This is a genomic window from Nonomuraea sp. NPDC049129 (genome assembly GCF_040648495.1).
Classification (GTDB): domain Bacteria; phylum Actinomycetota; class Actinomycetes; order Streptosporangiales; family Streptosporangiaceae; genus Nonomuraea.
Map to the genome: position 1 here is coordinate 110,017 of NZ_JBEZDU010000018.1, position 20,987 is coordinate 131,003.

19 protein-coding genes and 1 pseudogene are annotated in these 20,987 nt (G+C 69.2%); 5 read left to right on the forward strand and 15 right to left on the reverse strand.

Features of this window, described 5'->3' with window-relative positions; translation table 11 throughout:
• Window positions 1-2,975 (forward strand): annotated as a pseudogene (locus AB0B64_RS41725) (Tn3 family transposase).
• A gap of 86 nt (window positions 2,976-3,061) precedes the next feature.
• Here the strand turns inward: AB0B64_RS41725 and AB0B64_RS41730 are convergent.
• From AB0B64_RS41730 to AB0B64_RS41740, 3 genes are read right to left on the reverse strand one after another with little or no spacing between them, the layout of a single operon-like run.
• On the reverse strand, window positions 3,062-4,345 hold the full coding sequence (locus AB0B64_RS41730) for an SGNH/GDSL hydrolase family protein (protein WP_357955236.1): 1,284 nt from the start codon (window positions 4,343-4,345) through the stop codon (window positions 3,062-3,064).
• A 21-nt stretch (window positions 4,346-4,366) separates the two neighbouring features.
• Entirely contained in the window at window positions 4,367-4,729 is a 363-nt protein-coding gene (locus AB0B64_RS41735; RefSeq protein WP_358185065.1) for a nuclear transport factor 2 family protein, read from the reverse strand.
• 13 nt (window positions 4,730-4,742) lie between these two features.
• Entirely contained in the window at window positions 4,743-5,741 is a 999-nt protein-coding gene (locus AB0B64_RS41740) for a zinc-dependent alcohol dehydrogenase family protein (protein ID WP_357955239.1), read from the reverse strand.
• Between the two features lie 105 nt (window positions 5,742-5,846).
• On the opposite strand from AB0B64_RS41740, the gene AB0B64_RS41745 reads away from it, so the two are divergent.
• Both AB0B64_RS41745 and AB0B64_RS41750 read left to right on the forward strand, forming a co-directional pair.
• Window positions 5,847-6,593, forward strand: a complete 747-nt coding sequence (locus AB0B64_RS41745) for a TetR/AcrR family transcriptional regulator (RefSeq protein ID WP_225302104.1) — start codon at window positions 5,847-5,849, stop codon at window positions 6,591-6,593.
• Between the two features lie 143 nt (window positions 6,594-6,736).
• A complete protein-coding gene (locus AB0B64_RS41750) occupies window positions 6,737-7,708 on the forward strand; it encodes a site-specific integrase (RefSeq protein ID WP_358185068.1) in 972 nt (323 codons plus the stop codon).
• A gap of 125 nt (window positions 7,709-7,833) precedes the next feature.
• Here the strand turns inward: AB0B64_RS41750 and AB0B64_RS41755 are convergent, their stop codons facing one another.
• From AB0B64_RS41755 to AB0B64_RS41775, 5 genes are read right to left on the reverse strand one after another with little or no spacing between them, the layout of a single operon-like run.
• Window positions 7,834-8,823, reverse strand: coding sequence for a Gfo/Idh/MocA family oxidoreductase (locus AB0B64_RS41755; RefSeq protein ID WP_358185071.1), 990 nt, complete (start codon window positions 8,821-8,823; stop codon window positions 7,834-7,836).
• Window positions 8,820-9,710, reverse strand: a complete 891-nt coding sequence (locus AB0B64_RS41760) for a sugar phosphate isomerase/epimerase family protein (protein ID WP_357955245.1) — start codon at window positions 9,708-9,710, stop codon at window positions 8,820-8,822. Before AB0B64_RS41760 ends, AB0B64_RS41755 begins: the two co-directional genes overlap by 4 nt.
• Entirely contained in the window at window positions 9,707-10,225 is a 519-nt protein-coding gene (locus tag AB0B64_RS41765) for a VOC family protein (RefSeq protein ID WP_357955247.1), read from the reverse strand. The genes AB0B64_RS41760 and AB0B64_RS41765 overlap by 4 nt, the downstream gene beginning before the upstream one ends.
• A gap of 29 nt (window positions 10,226-10,254) precedes the next feature.
• Window positions 10,255-11,250, reverse strand: coding sequence for a LacI family DNA-binding transcriptional regulator (locus tag AB0B64_RS41770; RefSeq protein WP_357955249.1), 996 nt, complete (start codon window positions 11,248-11,250; stop codon window positions 10,255-10,257).
• Window positions 11,228-12,226, reverse strand: coding sequence for a Gfo/Idh/MocA family oxidoreductase (locus AB0B64_RS41775; protein WP_357955251.1), 999 nt, complete (start codon window positions 12,224-12,226; stop codon window positions 11,228-11,230). Before AB0B64_RS41775 ends, AB0B64_RS41770 begins: the two co-directional genes overlap by 23 nt.
• Before the next feature lie 917 nt (window positions 12,227-13,143).
• Here AB0B64_RS41775 and AB0B64_RS41780 point away from each other — a divergent pair.
• Entirely contained in the window at window positions 13,144-14,073 is a 930-nt protein-coding gene (locus AB0B64_RS41780) for a site-specific integrase (RefSeq protein WP_358185074.1), read from the forward strand.
• A gap of 90 nt (window positions 14,074-14,163) precedes the next feature.
• On the opposite strand, the gene AB0B64_RS41785 is transcribed toward AB0B64_RS41780, so the two are convergent.
• Both AB0B64_RS41785 and AB0B64_RS41790 read right to left on the reverse strand, forming a co-directional pair.
• The gene (locus AB0B64_RS41785; RefSeq protein ID WP_358185077.1) at window positions 14,164-15,726 is read right to left on the reverse strand and encodes a multicopper oxidase domain-containing protein; all 1,563 of its coding nucleotides are present in this window, start codon (window positions 15,724-15,726) and stop codon (window positions 14,164-14,166) included.
• Window positions 15,719-16,138 (reverse strand): hypothetical protein, encoded by a 420-nt coding sequence (locus tag AB0B64_RS41790; protein WP_358185080.1) that lies wholly within the window; start codon window positions 16,136-16,138, stop codon window positions 15,719-15,721. The genes AB0B64_RS41785 and AB0B64_RS41790 overlap by 8 nt, the downstream gene beginning before the upstream one ends.
• Before the next feature lie 104 nt (window positions 16,139-16,242).
• On the opposite strand from AB0B64_RS41790, the gene AB0B64_RS41795 reads away from it, so the two are divergent.
• A complete protein-coding gene (locus AB0B64_RS41795; protein WP_358185083.1) occupies window positions 16,243-17,169 on the forward strand; it encodes a LysR substrate-binding domain-containing protein in 927 nt (308 codons plus the stop codon).
• Window positions 17,170-17,286: 117 nt separating this feature from the next.
• On the opposite strand, the gene AB0B64_RS41800 is transcribed toward AB0B64_RS41795, so the two are convergent.
• The 5 genes from AB0B64_RS41800 to AB0B64_RS41820 form a co-directional block, all read right to left on the reverse strand.
• Complete coding sequence (locus AB0B64_RS41800) at window positions 17,287-17,853, reverse strand: carboxymuconolactone decarboxylase family protein (RefSeq protein ID WP_358185086.1); 567 nt, start codon at window positions 17,851-17,853, stop codon at window positions 17,287-17,289.
• A complete protein-coding gene (locus tag AB0B64_RS41805) occupies window positions 17,850-18,449 on the reverse strand; it encodes a helix-turn-helix domain-containing protein (RefSeq protein ID WP_358185088.1) in 600 nt (199 codons plus the stop codon). The genes AB0B64_RS41800 and AB0B64_RS41805 overlap by 4 nt, the downstream gene beginning before the upstream one ends.
• A gap of 197 nt (window positions 18,450-18,646) precedes the next feature.
• Window positions 18,647-19,459 (reverse strand): class I SAM-dependent methyltransferase, encoded by an 813-nt coding sequence (locus AB0B64_RS41810; protein ID WP_357955265.1) that lies wholly within the window; start codon window positions 19,457-19,459, stop codon window positions 18,647-18,649.
• Window positions 19,460-19,468: 9 nt separating this feature from the next.
• Window positions 19,469-19,924: a transcriptional regulator gene (locus AB0B64_RS41815; RefSeq protein ID WP_357955267.1), complete on the reverse strand. Its 456-nt coding sequence runs from the start codon at window positions 19,922-19,924 to the stop codon at window positions 19,469-19,471.
• 36 nt (window positions 19,925-19,960) lie between these two features.
• Window positions 19,961-20,902 carry an alpha/beta fold hydrolase gene (locus AB0B64_RS41820; RefSeq protein WP_358185091.1) on the reverse strand — a complete coding sequence of 314 codons (942 nt, stop codon included), beginning with the start codon at window positions 20,900-20,902 and terminating at the stop codon, window positions 19,961-19,963.
• Window positions 20,903-20,987 lie beyond the last annotated feature (85 nt).

Genomic DNA, 20,987 nt, shown 5'->3' on the forward strand with positions numbered 1-20,987 from the left:
ATGGAAGGTGCGCGTTGCCAAGGAAATAGGGGTGTAACCAAGGTAAGCCCAAAAGCCACAATCGTCGTATCAGCGGATGGGCTGCTTTCCCAAGCTGGCCGATGTCCCGGAGATGGTGGCGGAGTTCGTCCGGCGCGTGGTGGAACTGCCGGAGGGAACCATACCGGTGCATGCTCGCCGCGCACCAGCGAACAGCACCGGGCGTTGATCCGCCAGCGAGTCGGTCTCACCTACGATCAGGCTCAGGCCCGCAAGGTCGCCGACGAGGTGATACGGACCGAGGCCGCGGCGAAGAACGACCCGGCCGACCTGATCAACACCGCGTTGGAGAAGCTGGTCGAGACCGGGCTGGAGCTGCCCGCGTTCTCGACGCTGGATGCGATGGCGTCGGCGCTGCGCGCCGAGGTGAACAAGGTGATCTGCGGGATAATCTACGAGCGTTTGAGCGAGGCGCATCGCGAGCGGCTGCTGAAGCTGCTGACTGAGCGTGGCCTGGACGGCAAGACGCTGTTCAACCGGCTCAAGCAGAGCGCCGAACGGGCCAGTTGGTCGCATTTCAAGGACCTTGCCAAGCATTTGGCCTGGGTCGATGGCCTGGGCGACAGCACGGTGTGGGTGCAAGAGATGGCCGCGGGCAAGGTCGCCGACTTCGCCGGGGAGGCAGCCGCGGCCGATGCCGGAGTGCTGGGCGATTACGCGGTGATGAAGCGGGCGGCGGTGCTGGCTTGCCTGGTGCACAAGGCGCGGATGCGAGCCAGGGACGAGCTGGCCACGATGTTCGTCAAGCGGGTGGCGGCGAAGGTCAAGCGGGCCAAGACGGAACTGGAGGAGATCCACCGCCGGCAGCAGTCCCTGGTGGAGACATTGATCGCCAACTACCACACGCTGCTGCGGCAGGTCGATGACGGCGGTCCAGTGCAGGCCGGGCGTGCCGAAGCCGTAGAGCTGAGCGGTGAGGTGGTGCAGGCGCTGGCCGGACTGGACGATGGGGCTGACGTGGCCGAGGCCGCGCGCCGGTTGAACGGCCGGCTGGTGGCGGCCCTGATGGCGTTGACCGGCGCGGTGCGGGTGCAGGCCGGCGCGCTGGGCGCGGTGAGCGCCGCGGTGGACGGGCTGGGAGGGTTCGCCCAGCAGTATGAGCAGATCGAGAAGGTCTCAGCCCATCATGAGGACAACTGGGAGGTGCTGCTGTACGGGCAGTTGCGCAAGGACCGGGCGGTGATGTACGAGCTGACCGAGCTGCTAGAGCTGCGAGCCACCAGCGCCGATGACCGGGTGCTGCGGGCGCTGGAGCACGCGCGGCGGCATCGCACTGCCCGCGACTACCTGCCCGAAGTGGACGCCGACGGCCAGATGATCGACGTCTCCTTCGCCGCCCAGAACTGGCAGAAGGCGGTGCGGGACCGGCACCGGCCCGGGATGCTGGTGCGCCGCCATTTCGAGGCGATGGTGTTTTGCTACCTGGCCGAGGAACTGCGCACCGGGGATGTGGCGGTGATCGGGTCGGAGGAGTACGCCGACTGGAGCCGGCAACTGCTGAGCTGGGAGGCGATAGAGGCCAAGCTGCCGCAGTACCTGGTGGACGTGGGCCTGCGCGAGGCCGGCGATGCGCGGCCGTTCGACGCCGCCGCCTTCACCGCCGAATTACGCGAAAAGCTGACCGCGGCGTCGGCCGCGGGCGACGGTGGCTATCCCGATAACGAAGACCTGTTCATCGACCCCAAGACCGGCGTGCCCACGCTGGCCGCCCACCGAGCCGACGAGCAGCGGCCCTCGGCCCGCAAGCTGGAGCAGGCGATCAAGGCGCGGATGCCGGAACGCTCGCTGCTGGGCATCGTGGCCCGCACCGCGTACTGGATCGAATGGTGGCACCGCTTCGGCCCGGCCTCGGGCAGCGATCCCAAGCTGACCGACCCGTTCGGCCGGTACGTGATCACCATGTTCGTCAAGGGCACCAACATGGGCCTGTACGAGGCCGCACGGCACATCCCCGGGGTCAGCGGGCACGAGCTGTCCATGGCCGCCAACCGGCCGAGACCAGCGTCCGGTACGGAAAGCCCGGCGGGATCGCCTACCACCACGTCGCCGACACCTACATCGCCTTGTTCACTCGATTTATCCCCTGTGGGGTGTGGGAGGCGGTCTACATCATCGACGGGCTGTTGCAGAACGCCTCGGAGGTCAAGCCGACCACGATCCATGCCGATACCCAAGGCCAGAGCTTCCCGGTCTTTACTCTGGCGCACCTGCTCGGGTTTGAGCTGATGCCGCGCATCCGCAACTGGAAGGACCTGACCTTCTACCGGCCCGGCCGCGCCACCCGGTACCGGCACATCGACGCGTTGTTCGGCGAGCCGGGCAAGAACGTCATCGATTGGACGCTGATGACCCATTTCCGGGACCTGCTGCGGGTGGCGGTCTCCATCCGGGAGAACGCCATCTCCTCAACGCTGCTGCTGCGCCGGCTGCGCTCCGGCTCGCGCAAGAACGCCCACTACGCCGCCTTCCGCGAGGTGGGGCGGGTGATCAGGACGGTGCAGTTGTTGCGGTACTTGTCGGACGCCCCGTTGCGCCGGCGGGTGACCGCGGCGACCAACAAGGTGGAGGCCTACAACGGCTTCGCCGAGTGGCTGCATTTCGGCCAGCGCGGGGTGATTGCCGACAACGACCCCATTGAGCAGGAGAAGGCGATGAAGTTCAACTCGCTGCTCACTAATTACGTGATCTTCCACAACACGCTCGACATCGCCGACGTGGTGCGGCAGTTGCAGGCCGAGGGGTGGAAGGTCGAGCCCGAGGACCTGGCCGAGGTCTCGCCCTATCTGACCGAGCACATCATGCGGTTCGGCGAGTACTCCACGCATGAGCTCGCCATCACCCCGGAGGCGTACGAGCCCCGCCTGGACATTGACTTCACCAGGTTGCATGACGTGGCTCAACCCGTCGGGCGCCAGGCCGCGCACAGCCCTGGTTGATCCCACGGCCTCCACGATCGCCTCCACAAGTGCGGTGCCAGGGCGCGGCAGGTGGAGGCGATCGGCAACGGGCGGGGTTCGGACGTTCAGCCGAGGTCGGCCGGGTGGATGGCGCCCGCGATGGCTCGATACCCGGCGTCGTTGAGGTGGAGGTGATCGCCTGAGTCGTAGGCGGGGTTGAGCCGGTCGCGGTCGGCGGGTGAGGCGGTGACGCGGTCGAGATCCACCACCGCGTCGAACGGGGCAGAGGTGCGGATCCAGGCGTTGATGGCCTCGCGCTTGGCCTCACTGCGGGCGGTGTAGTAGGCCGATCCCTTGACCGGCATCACCGTCGCGCCGATCACGCGCAGGTGCTTAACGTGGGCCAGCTGGATCAGTTCGCGAAGTCCCGCGATGACCTGGCCGGCGGAGACGTCGGGGTAGGGGGCGAAGATCGGGGAGGGAGGCGCCGCCGCCAGTTCGCCGATGCCGATGTCGTTGATGCCGGCCAGGATGATGACGGTGCGCGCGCCTGGCTGGCCGAGGACGTCTCGGCGAAAGCGGGCGGTGGCCTTGTCGCCGAACCATGCCGAGTCGACGGTAACGCGGTTGCCGGCGATGCCTTGGTTCAGCACGGCGCGGGGCGTGCCGGCGGCGGCCAGGCGTTCGGCAAGTTCATCGGGGTAGCGGTTGTTGGCGTCGGTGCTGCTGCCGGCTCCGTCGGTGAGGGAGTCGCCGAAGGTGACCACGCCGCCGCGACGCGCCGTGGGGATCATGTCCACGCCGGTGAGGTAGTACCAGGACTGCGAGGTGTCGGTGAAGGCGGCGGCGCCGACGTCGGCGGCGTGATCGCCGGCGGCCCGGTAGGTGGTGGCGAGGGCTTGGGCGTGATATGTGGCCGGGCCGGTCGGCTGGGCCGCGAAGAACGTGATGGTGACCGAGTCCAGGGCGGCCAGGTGCAGTGGCGCCGGGTCGGTGACGAGGTCGGTCCCGGCCGGGACGGTGAAGGTGCGCTTGCCGCGGACGGTCAGGTGACGCAGCGATCCCGGCTCGATGGCGGCTCCGCGGTCGGTGCGGGCGATGGTGGCTTGGTCGACGGTGAGCGGGGTGGTGCCGTAGCGGTTGGACAGCCGGATCCGGGCGGCTTTACCGCCGGCGCTGATCCGGACGATCTGGCGCACTGTCTGTCGGGTGAAGCCCTGCTGTGACCAGTTGGGGGCGAAGCTGGTGTTGGGGCGCTGTGGCGCGGCGGTCCAGGTCGCGCTCCAGCCGGGTCCGGTGGCGGCTGAGGGCTGCCGGGCGGTGTCCGGAAAGGCGGCAGCGGCGCCGGTCAGCAGGGCGCAGACGGTGATGGCCGTGACGGTCAACAGCCGTCGGGTGGCGGAGGACATGGTTCTTCCCGGGTGGTGGGGTCAGCTGTTGGTGGCGTCGAAGAAGGCGTACAGGTGGCGGATGCGCCCGTCGGCGAAGACGGCGACGTCGGAGCCGGTCGCGGCGGTGGTGCCGGCTTCGGGATTGCCGAACCGCCAGAAGAAACGGGCCTGACGATGGTGCACGTCGACCGGGGCACTCAGGCCGAAGCGGAAACCAGGCGGGATCCGCTGCTGCAGGTCGACGAACGCCGAATCCAGCGCATCGTGTCCTTCAACGGCGATCTCCGGGTCGGTGTAGGTGCAGTCGGGGGTGAGGATCTCCTCGATGGTGGCGCGCCGGGAGGCGGCGTCGGTGTCGTTGATGGCCTCGATGAACCGGTGGATGAGCTCGGCGTAGTTCATGGGTTTCTCCTGGTCAGTGCCGGACGGTCACGACGATCTTGCCGACCTGGGTGTTGGACTCCATGTAGCGGTGGGCCTCGACGATGTCGGTCAGGTCGAAGGTGCGGTCGATGACCGGGGCGAGCGCTCCGGCGCGCAGGCCATCGGTGATGAAGGTCTCGGCCCGGAGGACCCGCTCCTCATCGGCGAACAGGTGGAAGATGGCGTAGCCGTAGACGTTGATCGGCCACCACATCGGCAGAGGGGTGGGCCGCCCGTCCAGGGAGCCGTAGACGATCAGCATGCCGTCGGGGGCCACGGCCTGCGCCAGGTCGGGCAGGTCGGGCCCGGCGACGCCGTCGAAGATCAGCCGCGCGCCGCGCTCGCCGGTGAGGGCGTGCACCTGCTTGACCACGTTGCCGTCGTCGGCGGCGATCACGTGCTTGGCGCCTGCGGCCAGAAGCCGGTCGGTTTTGGCGCCGGTCCTGGTCACCGCGATGGGCGTGGCGCCCAGGTGGGCGACGATCTGGACGGCGGCCAGGCCGACGCTGCTGGAGGCGGCCGTGACGACCACATCATCGCCGGGCTGCAGTCTGCCGACCTCGACCAGTGCGCCGTAGGAGGTGAACGCGGGCACCCAGATGGCCGCGCCGGTCACCGCGTCCATGTGTTCCGGACGGCGGATCAGCCGCTCGGCCGCCACGATGGCCCGGTCGGCGTAGATGCCGTGGACGGACATTCCCTCGTCGTTCGGCTTGGCCACGATGCTGACCGCTTCTCCGGCGGCGTAGCCGGTCACGCCGGGTCCGACGGCCTCCACCACGCCGGCGGCCTCGGTTCCCAGACGCGAGCCGGGCAGCACCGCGTCGTAGTAGTAGCGGCCGGTGCGCAGGAACACCTCGCCCCGGTTGAGTCCGAAGGCGTCGATGCGCACCCGCACTTGGCCGGGGCCGGGTTCACCGATTTCCACGTCGGCGAGGTAGAGCACCTCGGGACCGCCGAGCTCGTCGAACAGGACTGTCCTGGCTTTCATCACGAACTCTTCTCTCAGTTACACGTCTCCTGTCGCCGTTCAAAGTCAGAACGGCGTTCAAACTTGGTGCGCCGTACTCTAACGTAGCGGTGTAAGCTGTCAAGCGTGCAAGAGCAGACAGTGGGCCGGCGGGCACGGTTGCGGGCGCAGACCACCGCGGAGATCAAAGCCATCGCGCTCAAGCACCTCAGCGAGGGCGGCCCCGACGCGGTCTCGCTTCGGGCGATCGGCCGCGAGATGGGGATGAGCGGCAGCGCCATCTACAGCTACTTCGACACCCGCGACGCGTTGATCACCACGCTGATCAACGACATCTACACCTCGCTGCTGGACCAGGTGGAAACTGCACGCGACGCCGTCGCCCCCGACGACATCGCCGGCCGGATCCTGGCCTGGGGGCAGGCCCTACGCGTCTGGTCGCTGGCCAACCCCGAAGGCTTCCGGCTCATCTACGGCGATCCGGTCGCCGGCTACCACGCGCCGACCGGAGGACCGGCCCCCGAGGCCGCCAAACGTGCCTGCTTGGGACTCACCGAACTGGCCGCCGCCGCCTGGCCGTACGCGAAAGCCACCCAGGCATCCACCGACCACCAGTGGTCGGACTTCTCACCCGGCCTGGCCGACACCATCCGCGAACACTTCCCCGACCTGCCCCCGGCTGCCGTTGCCCTCGCCCTGCGCATGTGGGGCCGCATGCACGGCCTGATCTCCCTGGAGGTCTACGGCCATCTCGGCACGCAGACCGGCGACCCCGCCAAGCTCTACCACGCCGAACTGCTCGACCTGCTCAGATCCCTAGGGCTCGACGTGGAGCATGCGCGCCGCGCGAGGACGCCGCACTCCTCGGCCTGAACCTTTGGACGATGTGCCGCACAACGAGATGTAGCACGCCACAGATAACACTCTATTATCTGTGGCACCGCTGATCACGACCTGCGGTAACGAAAGCGGCTGCTGCGTGAAGCGGCCCTGTTATCTGCGGCAAGGAGGACGCCGTGCCCGCCGTGACGCCGCTGCCAGCCGCCCAGCGCCTGACGGTCCGCGCCGCGGCCGACGCCTTCCTCGACACCGTGCCCAACCCCAACACCGTGCGCGCTTACGCCGCCGACGTCGGCAAGATCGCGCAACGGCTCGGCGAGCACCGCCCCCTCGCGGCGGTGGCCGACGACGAGATCGGCGAGGCCCTGGAAGCGCTGTGGGGCGGTGCGGCCGTCAACACGTGGAACGCCCGCCGCGCCGCCGTACTGTCCTGGCTGGCCTGGTGCCGCGAGCACGGCCACACCGCACCAGCCGTACCCGCCTGGGCCAAGCGGCTGACCGCACCCGACAGCCAGACCCCCGCCCGCTCCAAGACCGCGATCGACCGGCTGATCATCCGCCGCGACGTCGGCGTCCGGGAGAAAACCCTCTACAGGCTCCTGTATGAGACGGCCGCCCGGGCCGAGGAAATCCTCACCCTCAACATCGAGGACCTGGACCTGACGGCCCGCCAGGCACGGGTCAAGGCCAAGGGCGCCCACGCCAAGACCCGCCGCCGCGGTCAGGCCCGCGAGGACTTCGTGCTGGAGACCGTCTACTGGGACGCCGGCGCCGCTCGGCTGCTCCCTCGCCTGCTCAAAGGCCGCACCCGCGGCCCGGTCTTCGTCACCCACCGCCGCCCCGGCCCCGGCAAGGTTGTCAGCCCCCGCGACGTCTGTCCCGATACCAGCCTGGCTCGCCTGTCCTACGGCCAGGCCCGCGCCCTGCTGGACGAGCACACCGCGCTGAACGGCCCCGGCACGGGGTGGGACCTGCACGAATTCCGCCACTCGGCGCTGACCCACCTGGGCGAGGCGGGCACCAGCCTGCTGATGCTGATGGCCAAATCCCGGCACAAGAAACCGGAGAACCTGCGGCGCTACTTCAAGCCCTCACCGGACGCCATCGCCGAGATCACCAGCCTGCTCGCCCCTCGGACCAGCGGCTGACCCGCTCGACTTGCTCAAGCAAGATCGCGATTGTGGGTTTTGGGCTTACCTTGGCTACACCCCAAATAAACACGCAGAAGGCTGAACGACCTGATCAAGCCGGTAACGACGTCAGGTCGTCGCCGTCACTTCTTGGCGTGGCTGCTCCAGGCCCGTCCGGGTTGCTCTTCGGTGGGGAGCCCGGCGGCGGCGAGGATGCGATCGAGGAGGAAGTGGGTCTTCACCGCGTCAGCCCCAGACGTCAAGGGCTCACCGCGGTCCCGTACACGGTCCAGGAAGTGGTGAACCGCTCCGGCGAAGCCGAACGTCTGCGTTGCCGTCGCCCAGCCGAAGGCCTCGGGCGACATCTCGCGCACGGTCGTCCCGTCGGGTCGGCTGATCGAGATCCGGTCGGGCGCGGTGACGTTCGCGCTCGCCCCGTCTCCGTAGGCGTCGAGCTTCTCGCTCCAGCCGCCAGCGTCGCGGGCCCCCACGAGTACGCCGGAGTGACCGTTGTCGAACCGGACGAGCGCGGCCACGCCGTCCTCCTGCCAGCGATCCTCACCGGCCGCGTGCGCGCTGACGTCGACGGGCTCGCCCCCGCAGTACCAGCGCAGCAGGTCGACCATGTGGATCGCGTTCTCGAAGGTGGCGCGGTACTCGGAGCCTGCCCGGTTCTTCTGGGCGACGCAGAAGCTCGCGCCGCTCTCCCCGAAAGCCGCGCGACCGGCCTCGTACACCGGAGCGAAGCGGCGGTTGAACCCGACCATGAGCACCCGTTCTCGTACGGCGGCCAGCTCGGCGAGGGACTGCACGTCGGACGCGCTCGTCGCCAGCGGCTTCTCGCAGAAGACGTCGACGCCGGCCTCCAGCGCGAGTCGCGTCGCGTGGACGTGCTCCGACCGGGGCGTGAGGACGAACAACGCGTCCAGTTCCTCCGCCTCGAGCAACGCCTCGACCGTCGGATAGGCACGGCGGAAGCCCCAGCGCCGCATCAGGGGCTGCGGGTCATCCTTGCGGGTGACCAGGCCCCGCAGCTCCACGTCGTCGCGAGTGACGAGGGTCGGGAGCTGAGCGATGCTCGCGATGTTGCCAGCGCCCGCCACACCGATGCGCAGCACGTCTCCACTCGTCACGCGGGCACCACCGTGGCGAGCATCTTGCGGAGCGCGAGCGCGGAGTCCTTGAAGCCGATCGCGGGGTCGGGCAGGTCCTGAGGATGCCACCGGTACTCGTACTCGAGTGAGAGCACGTCGTCGTAACCGCGGCGCACGAGCTCCTCGAGGATGTCGGGCCACGGCACGACGCCCGTACCGACGACCCGGGACCTGACAGCGCGTTCCTCAGCCTTGACCCGGGCGGTGTCCGAGGCCCGGAAGGGCGCCTCCGGGTCTTTGAAGACCAGGTCCTTCACGTGCACGTGGCCGACGAGCTCGCCCTGGACGGCAAAGGCCTCCTGCCAGGTCTCGTCATGGGTGAAGGTCAGGTTGGCCTGGTCGTACAGGACGCGGACGGAGGGGAAGCCGACTTCGCTGACGAGACGGGCGGTATCGGCCGCGGTCTGCGCCATGGTGCCGAAGTGGTTCTCGACGCAGAGCACGACGCCCGCGTCCGCGGCCTCGGGCGCGAGAACGGTCAGCGCGCTCCGCAGCTGCTCCCAGTGCCGGGCGTAATCGGTGTCCCCCGGGTGCCAGGCGCCGGCGTACACCCGGACGCGGGTCGCACCGACGGTGTGCGCGGCCTGGAGGCATGCGCGGAATTCGTCGATCCCCTGCTGCCAGCTCGCCGCGTCGACGCTGTTGATGGAGGTCGTGTACGGGGTGAGCGCGACGATCGGGACACCTTCGGCGTCGGCGATCGCGGCGGCCTGCTGCGCAGACCGCGGGTCCGACGGGCTGATGGCCGCCGGGTAGTCGTCCTGGTAGATGACTTCGGCGGCGTCGAGACCTGCCGTGCCGAAGAGGCGCAGCGCATCGGCGAGGTCACGGCCCGGGGTTCCCAGCGTGTGTCCGGCGATGATCATGAGAGAGGGGTGCTCCTTCTTGGCGGGCGGTTCCAGTCCGCCGGGCCGACGAGGTTCGGGGGGTTCTGTACTCGGGACCGGTCCACGAGCTCCATCAGCAGGCCCCAGGGGGTGACGAAGTACGTCCACCGGTTGCCGGCCACGAGGGGGCTGTCGGGACCGACTTCCTTGCGGCCGCCGAGGACCCGAACGTTCGGGATCGTGCCGAGGTGCGCGATCGCCGCGTCGACGTCGTCGACGACGAAGCACAGGTGATGACCGCCCCGGTCACTGTGTCGAGGGTGCTGGGTCCGCTGGTCCACGGACTGCCACTCGAACAGCTCGACGTTCAGGTTCGGCGGGAGCCGCAGCATTGCGAGCTCGAGGACAGCGTCCGACGGGACGTCGAAGTGCGCCGGCATGAACGACGGGTCGGGACCGCGCTGGGAGCGGTAGAGTTCCTCCGCCCCGAGGACCTCGACGAAGAAGCGCACCGCCTCGTCCAGGTCGGGGACCGTGTACGCAGCATGGTCCACGTGACGGAGCCCGGGCAGCAGCCGGCCAGTCACCGGACCGGCCTGGTCGAGGAGCGGACGAGTAGCTGCGGCTGGAGCACCACGTGCTCGACCGGGCCGCCGTTCGCCGCCTGCTCGGCGAGACGGATCGCGATGCGGCCCATCTCGGCGATGGGTTGCTGCACTGAGGTCAGCGGCGGGTTGCTGCGGGCGCCGAGCGCCAGACCGTCGAAGCCCACCACCGAGACGTCGCCGGGGACCGACATCCCCCGCGAGCCGAGCGAGCTGATGAGTCCGAAGGCGACCAGGTCGTTGCCCGCGATGACAGCCGTCGGCCGCTCACGCAGGCTCACGAGCTCTTCTGCGGCACGTTCGCCGGCGCCGACGCCGATCCCGCTGCTGTCGAGCTCGATCGGCGTCATCCCGTGCTTCTCCGCCAGCGTCCGGTAAGCCTGGCGTCGATCTGCGGCGGTGTGCGTCCCCGCGATCCCCGAGACGTAGGCGATGGAGGTGTGCCCGAGCTCGAACAAGTGGTCCAACGCGAGCGCGATCCCTGTCGCGCTGTCGATGGTCACCGTGGATGCCTGGTCGCCGGACTCGACCCGGTCGATGACGACCAGCCGCTTTCCGAAGCCCCGGGACTCGAACTCGGCGGGAAAGACCCGGGTGTAGGGCGCGATCACCGCGAAAGGCGCGTACATCGCCTGCATGGCGTCGAGGTACCGGGCCGTGGCGTCCGCGTCATTCTCCGTCACGCACAGCACCAGCTGGTAGCCACGCTCCCCCGCGGCGGCCGTCATGGCCTTCGCGAGCTCGGCGAAGTACGGGTTGGTAATGTCGGGGACGACCAGAGGCACGAGGGTGCTGACCTTGGTGCGGAGCGCCTGGGCGAGCGGGCTCATCCTGTAGCCCATGGAGGCCGCCACCTGGCGGACGTGGTCCAGGGTCTCCCGCTTGACGGCCTCGGGGCGGGAGAACGCCCGCGAGACCGTCGACCTGTGGACCCCGGCTGCCGCCGCTACCTCATCGATGCTGGGTGTGGACACCGGTTCTCTCCTGTCGGCTGTGCGCGTATGCGTCCCAGATGACGGCCATCGTGGTCTCGAGATCGCTGATCCGCGGGAGCTCCACGAAATCACGTCTCAGCTGCTCGGCCACCTGGTCGACGAACAATCCGTACAACGGGTCGCTGTCCACGTCGATGAGTGCGGTCTCCGTGACGCCGTCGACGGAGGTGAACGACGCGTTCCCGTCAGACCAGATGGTCGCGGTCCCCGCGGCGCCGATCCGCATGAAGGAGCAGTGCCGCTTGAGCGGCGACCCGGGGAACGCATATCCCACCTCGATGGTGGCGATCCGTCCGTCGGCCGTGGTCAGCGTCATCGAGGCGTAGTCCTCGACGCTGCGGCGGTGCAGCTTCGACGACAAGGCTGCCGTCACCGCTACTTCCTCCGCACCGGCCGAGCGGAGGAAGAGATCCACGAAGTGCGGGGCGAGGTTGACCATGCACCCGCCGCCGGCGCGCTCGACGTCGACCATCCACGGACTGCCGTTGACGAGGTAGCGGTCGGGCGGGCCTGCGATGAACTGCACGCTCTCGTACACCGAGCGGCCGGCTCTCGCCAGCCAGCGGTCGGTCGGGCCTCCCCGCTGCACGAGAGGCACTGCAATCGGTATCCCGGCAGCGTCCGCGGCCGCCCGGACGTCGACCAGCTCCTGCAACGACACCCCGGCCGGCTTCTCCACGACGAGCGGGATGCGCCGAGCGACGAGAGCGAGGCAGACCTCGCGCATCACGTCGTGCGGGACGAAGACGTACGCCAGCTCGGCGTCCCCGTGGGCCGCAAGCACTTCCTCCCAGGACTGGTAGAGAGGCGCGTCCCAGAGACGCGCAAGGTGCTCCGTACGCGACGTGTCGGGGTCGCTGACCCCCACGACGTCGTGCTGCTCGGCGACCCGGTCTGCGCACAGGTGCACATGCCAGTGCGACGCGCCGAGGATGATCGTCTTGGCTTTTTTCATGTCTGCGGACCACTGCGGCCGAGTATCCCCTCGGCGAGCTCGCCGGCCCGCAGGGCCTGGCGGCGCCCGACCAACGCACGATCACCGGGGCCATCGACGACACCAAGAGCCCGGTCATCAGCGTCTCCGTGCGACGGCCGGAGCAGCGCGTCGCACCGTACGCTGCAGACATGCAGAGCGCTGGGGTCAGCGGTCATGAACTCCCCACTGAGATCGGTTGCTGAGATCGGTTGCAGAAAAGTTAGTGGAGGACCACCCAGGTGTCAACCACGGATCGATCCAACGCGGCGTGTCAGCTCTCGGACCAACTCTGGACCAGCTGACCCGCATCGGCCGGCGTTCAGCAGCAAATGTGGTCAGTCCTGCAGGACGCTGAGAATGCGGGCGAGGCTGTCACGGTCGCCTCGATACAGCACTTCCTTGCCGTCGCGGCGGGAGGCGACTGCGCTGGTGGGCGGCCTGTTCCCGGCACCGCGCCTTCCCGTCCCGGAGTAAGGGGGCCCACGCCGTGCTGGAGGAGTATTACCAGTTGCCCGACACCGCCGACCAAAGCCCCGACGAGATGGAGAAGCGCCTGCCGCCAAGGGCCTGCACTTCCACACCGAACCGGGCGGCGACGTGCACCGCATCGTCCACGATCCCGCCTGACCACGGACCCTCGATCAGGTCGGCGGCCTCGCTTGCCCGACAGGCCGGGCCGTCGGCCGGTTCGGCGCAGGATGGAGATCCGCCCGCCCGCCGAACCCAGGATCCCGCCTTCCCGGCCTTACGCGCCGCCCTCCAGATGTACCTGATAAAGGAATCACGTACATGAGCGATCATGACGGCGCGGCGACCAGCAGAACCCCTCGACCGGGCCGTGCGCGACTCCGGCACGTTATCCGGTACATCACGCCGGGCGGCGCACGGCGGTCAGCGTGAGCGCCGCACCGAAGATCGCCGCGCTGCGCGGTGGAGACGTCAGCCTCACCGCGGCCGCCGACGCCTTCCTCGCCACGGCGCGCACGGCCAACCCCAACACCCACCGCGCTTACGCCTCGGCCATCGACCGCGTCATCACCCGGCTCGGCCGCGACCGGCCGCTGACCGAAGTCGCCGACGCCGAGATCGGCACCGCGCTCACCGAGCTGTGGGGCAAGTCCGCGCCGGCGACCTGGAACCGCAACCGCGCCGCCATCACCTCCTGGCTGACCTGGTGCCAGACCAAGAAGCACTGGGCCGCCCCCTCGGTCCCGGCCGAGGCTGAGCACCGCAAGGAATCCGCCGACGAGACCCGCGCCGTGGCCAAGACCACCCTCCACCGGCTGCTCTCGCGCCGCAACATCCCCCTTCGCGAGCGGACGCTGTGGCGGATGCTCTACGAAACCGCGGCCAGAGCCGCGGAGATCCTGGCTCTGAACGTCGAGGACCTCGATCTGGAGCACCGCCGCGCGCCCGTCCGCTCCAAGGGCGGCGCCATCGAATGGGTCTACTGGGACAGCGGCACCGCCCACCTGCTCCGGCTCCCCGACGGCAGCACCCGCACGCACGGTCCCCTGTTCCTGTCCGAACGCCGCCCCGTCCCGGCCCGCCGCCCTGCGGCCGCCGACATCTGCCCGCACACCGGCCGCGCCCGCCTCGGCTACGACCGCGCCCGCGTCCTGCTGGAGAAGTACGCCGGGCTCGACCTGCACCAGCTGCGCCACAGCGCCGCCACCCACCTCGGCGACGCCGAAGTCCCGCTGCAGCTCATCATGGGCAAGACCCGCCACAAGAACCCCCGCACCGCCATGCGCTACGTCAAACCCGGTGCTGAGGCCATCGCCAAGGTCACCGAGGTCCTGGCACCCCGCCGCCGTACCCACTGACCAGCAGTTTCGTCAGCGCGGAATGGGCCACTGTCCCTTTCTCCCGTACTTGGTCTGCGCCCGAAAGGCCAAACCTCGCGCGTAGGAAAGTCAGACGACCTCAAGGTTGGCCATCATGCCCATGTCCTCGTGTTCGGCGTTGTGGCAGTGAAAGAGGTAACGGCCGCGGTAGCCGTCGAAACGGGTGATGATCTCCACCGATTCGCCCGGCCGAAGTGAGACGGTGTCCTTGAGTCCCGCGTCGTGCGGCAACGGCGGCCGGCCGCCGCGCGAGAGCACCCGGAAGCCGACCAGGTGCAGGTGGACGGGGTGATGGACGTCGGCGACCAGCCGCCACACCTCGACCTCGCCGAGACCGACGGTGACATCGGAGCGGGCGGGGTCGAACGGCAGCCCGCCGATCAGCCAGCCGTGGTCGCCGCCCATTCGCCCGGTGCGGAAGGAGAACTCGCGCGTCCTGACGGCCTGCGAGCGGTGCCAGTCCGGCAGGTCCGTGGAAAGGATGCCGGGGATGCGGCTGTCGTCGGTGGCCTTGCGCGCGACGCGGAAGGCCATCACGTCGCGGGTACGCCCGGTGCCCAGCCGGTTGACGATTCTCACCCGGCTGCCGACCGGCAGGCCCGTGAAGTCGATGATCACGTCGTAGCGTTCGGCGGGCGCGATCGGCAGGAACCGGTGGGTGACCGGCGCCGCGAGCAGTCCCTGGTCGGCGCCGATCTGGACGAGGTCGAGCGGGCGCCCGTCGTCGCTGACCGCTTCGAGCTCGTAGTGGCGGGCGTTGGAGGCGTTGAGGACGCGCAGCCGGTAGCGGGCCGCGTCGACCTCGTGCACGGGCCAGGGCGCGCCGTTGACCAGGATCACGTCACCGAGGACCCCGGCGAGATACGGCTCCTGTACTCCCGGCCGCCCGCGCAGGGCGGGGTAGGCGAGGCCGCCGTCGGCGGCGAACGCCCGGTCGGCGATCATGAGGGGCAGTTCGCGCCGCCCCGAGGGCAGGCCGAGGGCGTCCTCGGCGTCGTCGCGGACGATCTGCAGCCCGGCCAGGCCGCGCCAGATCGCGGGGGCGGTGAAGTCCATCCGGTGGTCGTGGTACCACAGCAGCGTGGGTCGCTGATCCAGCGGGAAGGTGTAGTCGCGCGTCAGCTCGGTCACTGCCGCCCGCGGATCGCGGCCGTGCCCCATGTGCGAGGCTGCCTGCGGCCGGCCGTTGGGCAGGACGAGGTCGGTCGGGTACCCGTCGGAAGCCGCAGGGGTCCGTCCGCCGTGCAGGTGTACGACGGTCGGCACAGGTAGCTCGTTGTGGTGCGTCACGGTGATCGGCCGGCCGCGGCGCGCCTCGATCGTCGGCCCGGGGAAGGTGCCCTCGTACGTCCATAGCGGTGTCCTGACCCCGGGCAGGATCTCCGCGCTCGCTTCACGCTGGGTGATCTCGTACCGGTCGGCTCCGCCCGAGGTGTCGACCGGCGCCAGCACGGCGGGAATCGGCAGCGGCACGTGGAACGGCGGCGGCAGCGGTACGGCACTGCGCAACTCGGCACCGGTGATCGACGGCCGGCGGGCCAGCGCGGCCGACGCCGACAGCCCGGTGGCCGCCATCAGCCCGAGCGCCCCGCCGATGCCCAGAACCCGGCGCCGGGTCACACCCTCACGCATGGTGGACCTCCCGCCGCGGCGCTTTGTCGTCACGTACGTAACCGCCGCCCAGCCAGACGGCGATGAACAGTACGACGAGCGCGGCGACGGTCATCACACCCAACGGGATGTGCAACCACAGCGCGCCGTCCAACCCGGCGAAGTACTGCACGGTCTCGGCCGCCACCACCGCCATCGTGGCCAGGAACGGCCAGACCCGGCGCAGCCGAATCCACACCACGATCGCCACGGCCACCTGTAGGTAGCCGATGGAGGTGACCACGTCGGCGCCGACCGCGTGCCAGCGCAGACTGTCGAAGTCACCGGTCAGGTACGCCCCGGCGAACACCGGCTGGCCGACGACCGCCACCACATGCGCGCTGACGACGGCCCGCAGTGTCCACCCCGTCGGTGTCGTCCGACGCGCGGGCATGGTGAGCATGGGATGTCCCCCTTTCGTTGTTCGGCATCGACGCTATGGCTCGTGGGTTATCTTGTCTAAGATCAATATCGCTATGCTGTTATGTATTGAGGGGCATGATGGAGCTGAACACGCTCAGGCAGTTCCTGGTGGTGGCACGGCTCGAACACCTCAGCCGCGCGGCCGACGAGCTGCGCGTCGCCCAGCCATCGCTGAGCCGTACCATCGCCCGCTTGGAGAGCGAACTGGGCACACCGCTGTTCGATCGCAGCGGCCGGCTCCGGCTGAACGACACGGGCAAGCTCTTCCGCGACTACGTCGAACGCTCTCTCGGCGAGCTCGACGCGGGCCGGCGAGCCGTCGCCGAGGCCACCAGCGAGGGCGTGGGCACGGTGCGGCTGGCGTCGGAGACGTTCCTCACCCTCACTGGGCCGCTGGCGGCCTACAAGCGAGCTCATCCCACCATCGAGGTCGAACTCCGCTGGGCGGCGGCCGAGGACATGGCCCGCCACCTGCGGGCCCAAGAGGTCGATCTGTGTGTCGCCTCGCAGCCGATTCACGCCGAGGGCTTGGAGGCGGTTCAGCTGCTCGATGAGGAGGTGTGGGTGGCCACGTCACTCGACCATCCCTTGGCGGCCCGTACCTCGGTGAGCATCGACGAACTCGCCGACCAGCCCTTCGTCGCCGCCCGCAAGGGGCACTGGCAGCGCCGGCTCCTCGACCGGCTCTTCGCCGCCAGAGGCCGCACACCGAAGGTCGTCTGTGAGGTCGACGAGCCCAGTGCCATCGCCGACCTGATCGGGGCGGGGCTCGGCATCGGCCTCGTCCCCTCCTTCGCCCGGCACACCTCGGTCCGCGTTCCCCTCGCCGCGATCACCGTCGACAGCCCTGACTGCCGTCGCGCGATCACGCTGTACTGGGGCGCCGACAGCCACCTGTCGACCGCCGCCCGCCTGATGCGCACCACGATCACCAGCTGGAACTGGGTCACCGGCGAACCGCGGGGCGGCCACCCCACGCGCGAGATACCAGGCCCCGGATAGCGCGGCATCCGGGCCTTGCCGCGTCACCCGCGCGGCGCCTGCCACCGGGTGTCTAGCAGGCGATCAAGCAGCCTACGGGGGGCTGATGACGGTGAGCATGGCGGAGCAGGCAACGGGTCAGGCCGTCGCCTGCTCCCGCCTCCACTGCTGATCGGCCCAGGCCGGATCCAGCGGAGTGTGGGCGATGTGGTTGGTGTAGTTCGACAGCGTCTTCATGCCGACGCCGAGCACGACGTCCAGCACGTGGCGGCGGGTGTGCCCGGCGGCCAGGAACGTCTCGATCTCGGCCTCGGCCACCCAGCCCCGCTGCGCCACGACCGCTTGGGTGAGGCGGCGCACCGCCTCCAACGCCTGGTCAGCGATCGGCTGGCCGGCGCGCAGGGCCTGAACCACCTCGGCAGGCACCCGGGCACGCAGCGCGAGCGTGGAGTGGGCGGCCACGCAGTACTCGCAGCCGTTCTCCACGCTGGCGGTGATCAGCACCACCTGCTTGGCCGCCAGGGATAGTGACGACTTGCCGAACTGCTCGGCCAGCGCGTTGTAGCCGGCCAGCAGTTCCGGCGACTCGGCCATCACCCCGTTCAGCGTGGTCACAAACCCCATCCGCTTCTTGGCCGCCTCCAACATGGGACGGGCGGCCTCGGGGGCGTCGGTTTCGTCATAGGTGCGAAAACCGTTCATCATCTCTCCTCGGTAGTGGTGAAACCGTCAATTACGGCGTGCACGCCCGCCAGCAGGACGGCCGGCTCGGCGCCGGCTCGCGAACGCAGGTTGACCGCGTAGGCCTGCAGAGTCAGCGCTTCGGCGGCCGCCTCCACATTCAGGTCGGCCCGGAGTTGGCCGTCGGCGCGCGCGGTCTCCAGCGCGGCGCGCATCGCCGCCCGGAGTGCGTCGTGGTGGCGATCCAGAACCTCGCGGATGTCCGGCAGGCCACCGCTCGCCGTGGCGTGGCTGTTGGTGACCAGGCACCCCCAGCGGGCGTGCTCCCCCGCACACCGCGCCGCTACCAGCCGCTCGAAGAACGTGACGATGGCCGGCACGCCCCGGGTGTCGGCGGCCAGAGCCTCGAACACCGGCCGCGACTGCCGCTCCAGATAGCGGTCCAGCGCGGCGGCCTGCAGCTGCGCTTTGCCGCCGAAGGTCGCATACAGGCTGGAGCGGCTGAGCCCGGTCGCCTGGACGACATCGGCGATGCCGGTGCTGTCGGTCCCACGTTGCCAGAACAGATTCACCACCTGGTCCAGAGTCGCGTCGGGATCGAAGTGTTTGATGTCGGGCATCTGACCACCTCCTATCTTGGAACGACTATTCCAAGATAGGAGGTGGTGGCGTCCCGGCGCAACTTATGACCTCCGAGATTGCGCAATCTGGGTCGCTGAGGTCGACATCCACCCCACGCTCCGCGTCGAACCGCGGTGGTCGGAGGTCAGCCGGCCCGCACCACTTGCAGGGCGTTGTTTCCGCCCCCCGCACGGCCTCAGAACCGGTAGCGGAGAATGCGGGCCCCTTGCCGCGACAAGGCCGTGCTGCGGGCGGTGAGACGGGTCAGCGCGCGTAGGGGTTGCGGGAACCGGGCTATTTCCGGTGCGCGGGTGAGGATCTGCTCCTCGATCAGTTCGAGGCCGGCGTCCCAGGACTCTGGTTCGTGTTGGTCGTCGAAGCCCTGGGCGGCTTTGATGCCGAGCGCCTTGATGGTCGGGTGGTACTTCATGGCCCAGGCGGCGAAGCGGGTGTAGCCGTTGAGCGCGAGCTCGCCTGAAGGGAAATGGCCGGCCAGCGCGCGGGTCATCGCCTGGAAGGAGTCGCCGGGCATGAAGGGCAGCAGCCCTTCGGCGACGATCATCGCCGGCCGGTCACCGGGGATGGCTGTGAGCCAGTCGGAGCTGGTGAGGTCGGCTCCGACCAGGTGGGAACGGCCGGGCAGACATTCGGCCCGCAGGTGCACCACTTCCGGGAAGTCGATGTCGTACCAGTCGACGCCGGGCGGAGGATCACAGCGGAACACCCTTGTGTCCAGGCCGCAGCCCAGGTCGAGCACCACGCATCCGGGATGAGCGGCGGTGTAGGCGCGTACGACGTCGTCGAGCTTCTTGGCGCGCAGTGCCGTGGTGAGGACGAGGTTGGGCTTGACCTTCAGCTTGCCGAAGTCGTAATCGATGTCGCCGGCCAGGTCGGCGGAGAGCGTGTCGCCGAGGATCGGGCTGGGCTGCCCGGCGTCCAGGGCTCTGGCATAGAGGGTGAGCAGCAGCGTTTCCTGGATCAGCCCGAGCTTGGGTTGCCAGCGGTGCATGGGGATTCCTTAACGGCGTAGCGGATGACGGGCCGCGAGGTTCTGCAGCCACGTCAGGGAGTCGTGGGCGGCCTTGATGCGCTCGGTGCGGTGCCCCTCGCCGCCCGCGATGTCGAGCCCTTCGTCGGCGATCTCGCCGAACGCGCTCAGGCTTTCGAGCTTGCGCTGGATGACTTTCTGCCAGGCGTCGTCTTCGATGCGGTAGTAGGAGACGCGATCGCCGGGCCTTCTCACCTTCTTGACCAGGCCGATGGCGGTGAGAAACCGCATGTTCGAGGTGAGCGAGGCCCGGCTGGCCTGGATGACCTCCGCGATCTGCCCGGCGGACTGCTCGGCCGGATCGCAGATCATGAGCCAGCCGAGGATGCGTCCGGTGATGGGCGGCAGCCCCCACTCCTCGACGCAAAAGGCGGCCACCCGCTCCACCCAGCGGAGCAGCCGGTCCTGCTGTTCCTCGCCGCTCATCGTCGGATCCTCCTCCGTTGTTGATCGTGTGCCGGTTCACTGTGTCATGGCGGCCACCGACTCGTAGGTGGGTGTCGGGGTGATGTCCGCGAGCCGGGTCCTGCGCAGGTAGAGGTCGAACCAGTCGATCGCGAGGGCCATCGCCTCCTCCAGGCCCGGGCCGGTGTAGAGGCCGAGCACGTCGTAGGGCAGCACCGCGAGCCGCTTGGGCTCGCCCGCCTTGGAGAAGGCGCTTTGCGCCTCCTCGAGCATGTGGTACGGGTCCCAGCCGCCGTTGGCGATCATCAGCAGCGGCGTCGGCGCGAGCCGGTGGATGAGGTTGTCCGGTGCGAAGGTGAGCAGGTGCTCGGCCGAGTCGAGGGTCTTCTCGTTGCGGTAGGCGGGAAACAGGCGGGTCGACATGTCCGGGGTGTCCTTCACGCTGTCGCCCTCCAGCGTCAGGTGCGGCACGCGAGCGCTCTGCCCGCCTTCGTAGCGCCGCTGCCAGTCCTGCTGTAGTTGGTCGCGCAGCGCGTGGACACCGGTACGGCCCAGGAGGCGTTCCAGGTAGCGCCATCCGTTCCACACGCTGGGGCTCTGCACGACGACGCACTTGATGCGCCGATCGAGCACGGCGGCCTGGGCCGCCACCGAGCCGCCGATGCTCACCCCCCACACCCCGATCCGCTCCGGCTGCACTTCGGGGCGGGTCTGCAGGTAGGACACGGCGCTGCGGAAGTCCTCGGCCTGCCGTTCCGGGTAGTCCAGGCCGCGCGGCTCGCCTTCGCTGGAGCCGACCGTGCGGTAGTCGATGGCCAGCACCGCGAAGCCGGCCTTGACGAAGTAGGGCGCGAAGAACGCCAGCGCCTCTTTGACCATCACCCCGCTGTGCCCGAGCACCAGCCCGGGGACCGGGTCGCTCGTCTCGGGCAGGTAGAGATCGCCCGCGCAGCGGGTGCCGAGGCTGTTGAAGGTCACGTGTTCTATGGCTGGCTCCATACTTGCTGCTAGTTATTTCAAACATGACTGAAATATCTAGCAATGTCAATCTGGAAGGCGGTACGGGGAGAAGGTTGCGCACCGC

Coding starts and splice junctions, on each gene's coding strand:
- AB0B64_RS41810 (WP_357955265.1), bottom strand. CDS start 19,459: ATGCACCGCTGGCAACCCAAGCTCGGGCTGATCCAGGAAACGCTGCTG.
- AB0B64_RS41785 (WP_358185077.1), bottom strand. CDS start 15,726: ATGCGTGAGGGTGTGACCCGGCGCCGGGTTCTGGGCATCGGCGGGGCG.
- AB0B64_RS41805 (WP_358185088.1), bottom strand. CDS start 18,449: ATGCCCGACATCAAACACTTCGATCCCGACGCGACTCTGGACCAGGTG.
- AB0B64_RS41775 (WP_357955251.1), bottom strand. CDS start 12,226: ATGAAAAAAGCCAAGACGATCATCCTCGGCGCGTCGCACTGGCATGTG.
- AB0B64_RS41795 (WP_358185083.1), top strand. CDS start 16,243: ATGATGGAGCTGAACACGCTCAGGCAGTTCCTGGTGGTGGCACGGCTC.
- AB0B64_RS41730 (WP_357955236.1), bottom strand. CDS start 4,345: ATGTCCTCCGCCACCCGACGGCTGTTGACCGTCACGGCCATCACCGTC.
- AB0B64_RS41790 (WP_358185080.1), bottom strand. CDS start 16,138: ATGCCCGCGCGTCGGACGACACCGACGGGGTGGACACTGCGGGCCGTC.
- AB0B64_RS41735 (WP_358185065.1), bottom strand. CDS start 4,729: ATGAACTACGCCGAGCTCATCCACCGGTTCATCGAGGCCATCAACGAC.
- AB0B64_RS41760 (WP_357955245.1), bottom strand. CDS start 9,710: ATGATCATCGCCGGACACACGCTGGGAACCCCGGGCCGTGACCTCGCC.
- AB0B64_RS41820 (WP_358185091.1), bottom strand. CDS start 20,902: ATGGAGCCAGCCATAGAACACGTGACCTTCAACAGCCTCGGCACCCGC.
- AB0B64_RS41800 (WP_358185086.1), bottom strand. CDS start 17,853: ATGATGAACGGTTTTCGCACCTATGACGAAACCGACGCCCCCGAGGCC.
- AB0B64_RS41815 (WP_357955267.1), bottom strand. CDS start 19,924: ATGAGCGGCGAGGAACAGCAGGACCGGCTGCTCCGCTGGGTGGAGCGG.
- AB0B64_RS41740 (WP_357955239.1), bottom strand. CDS start 5,741: ATGAAAGCCAGGACAGTCCTGTTCGACGAGCTCGGCGGTCCCGAGGTG.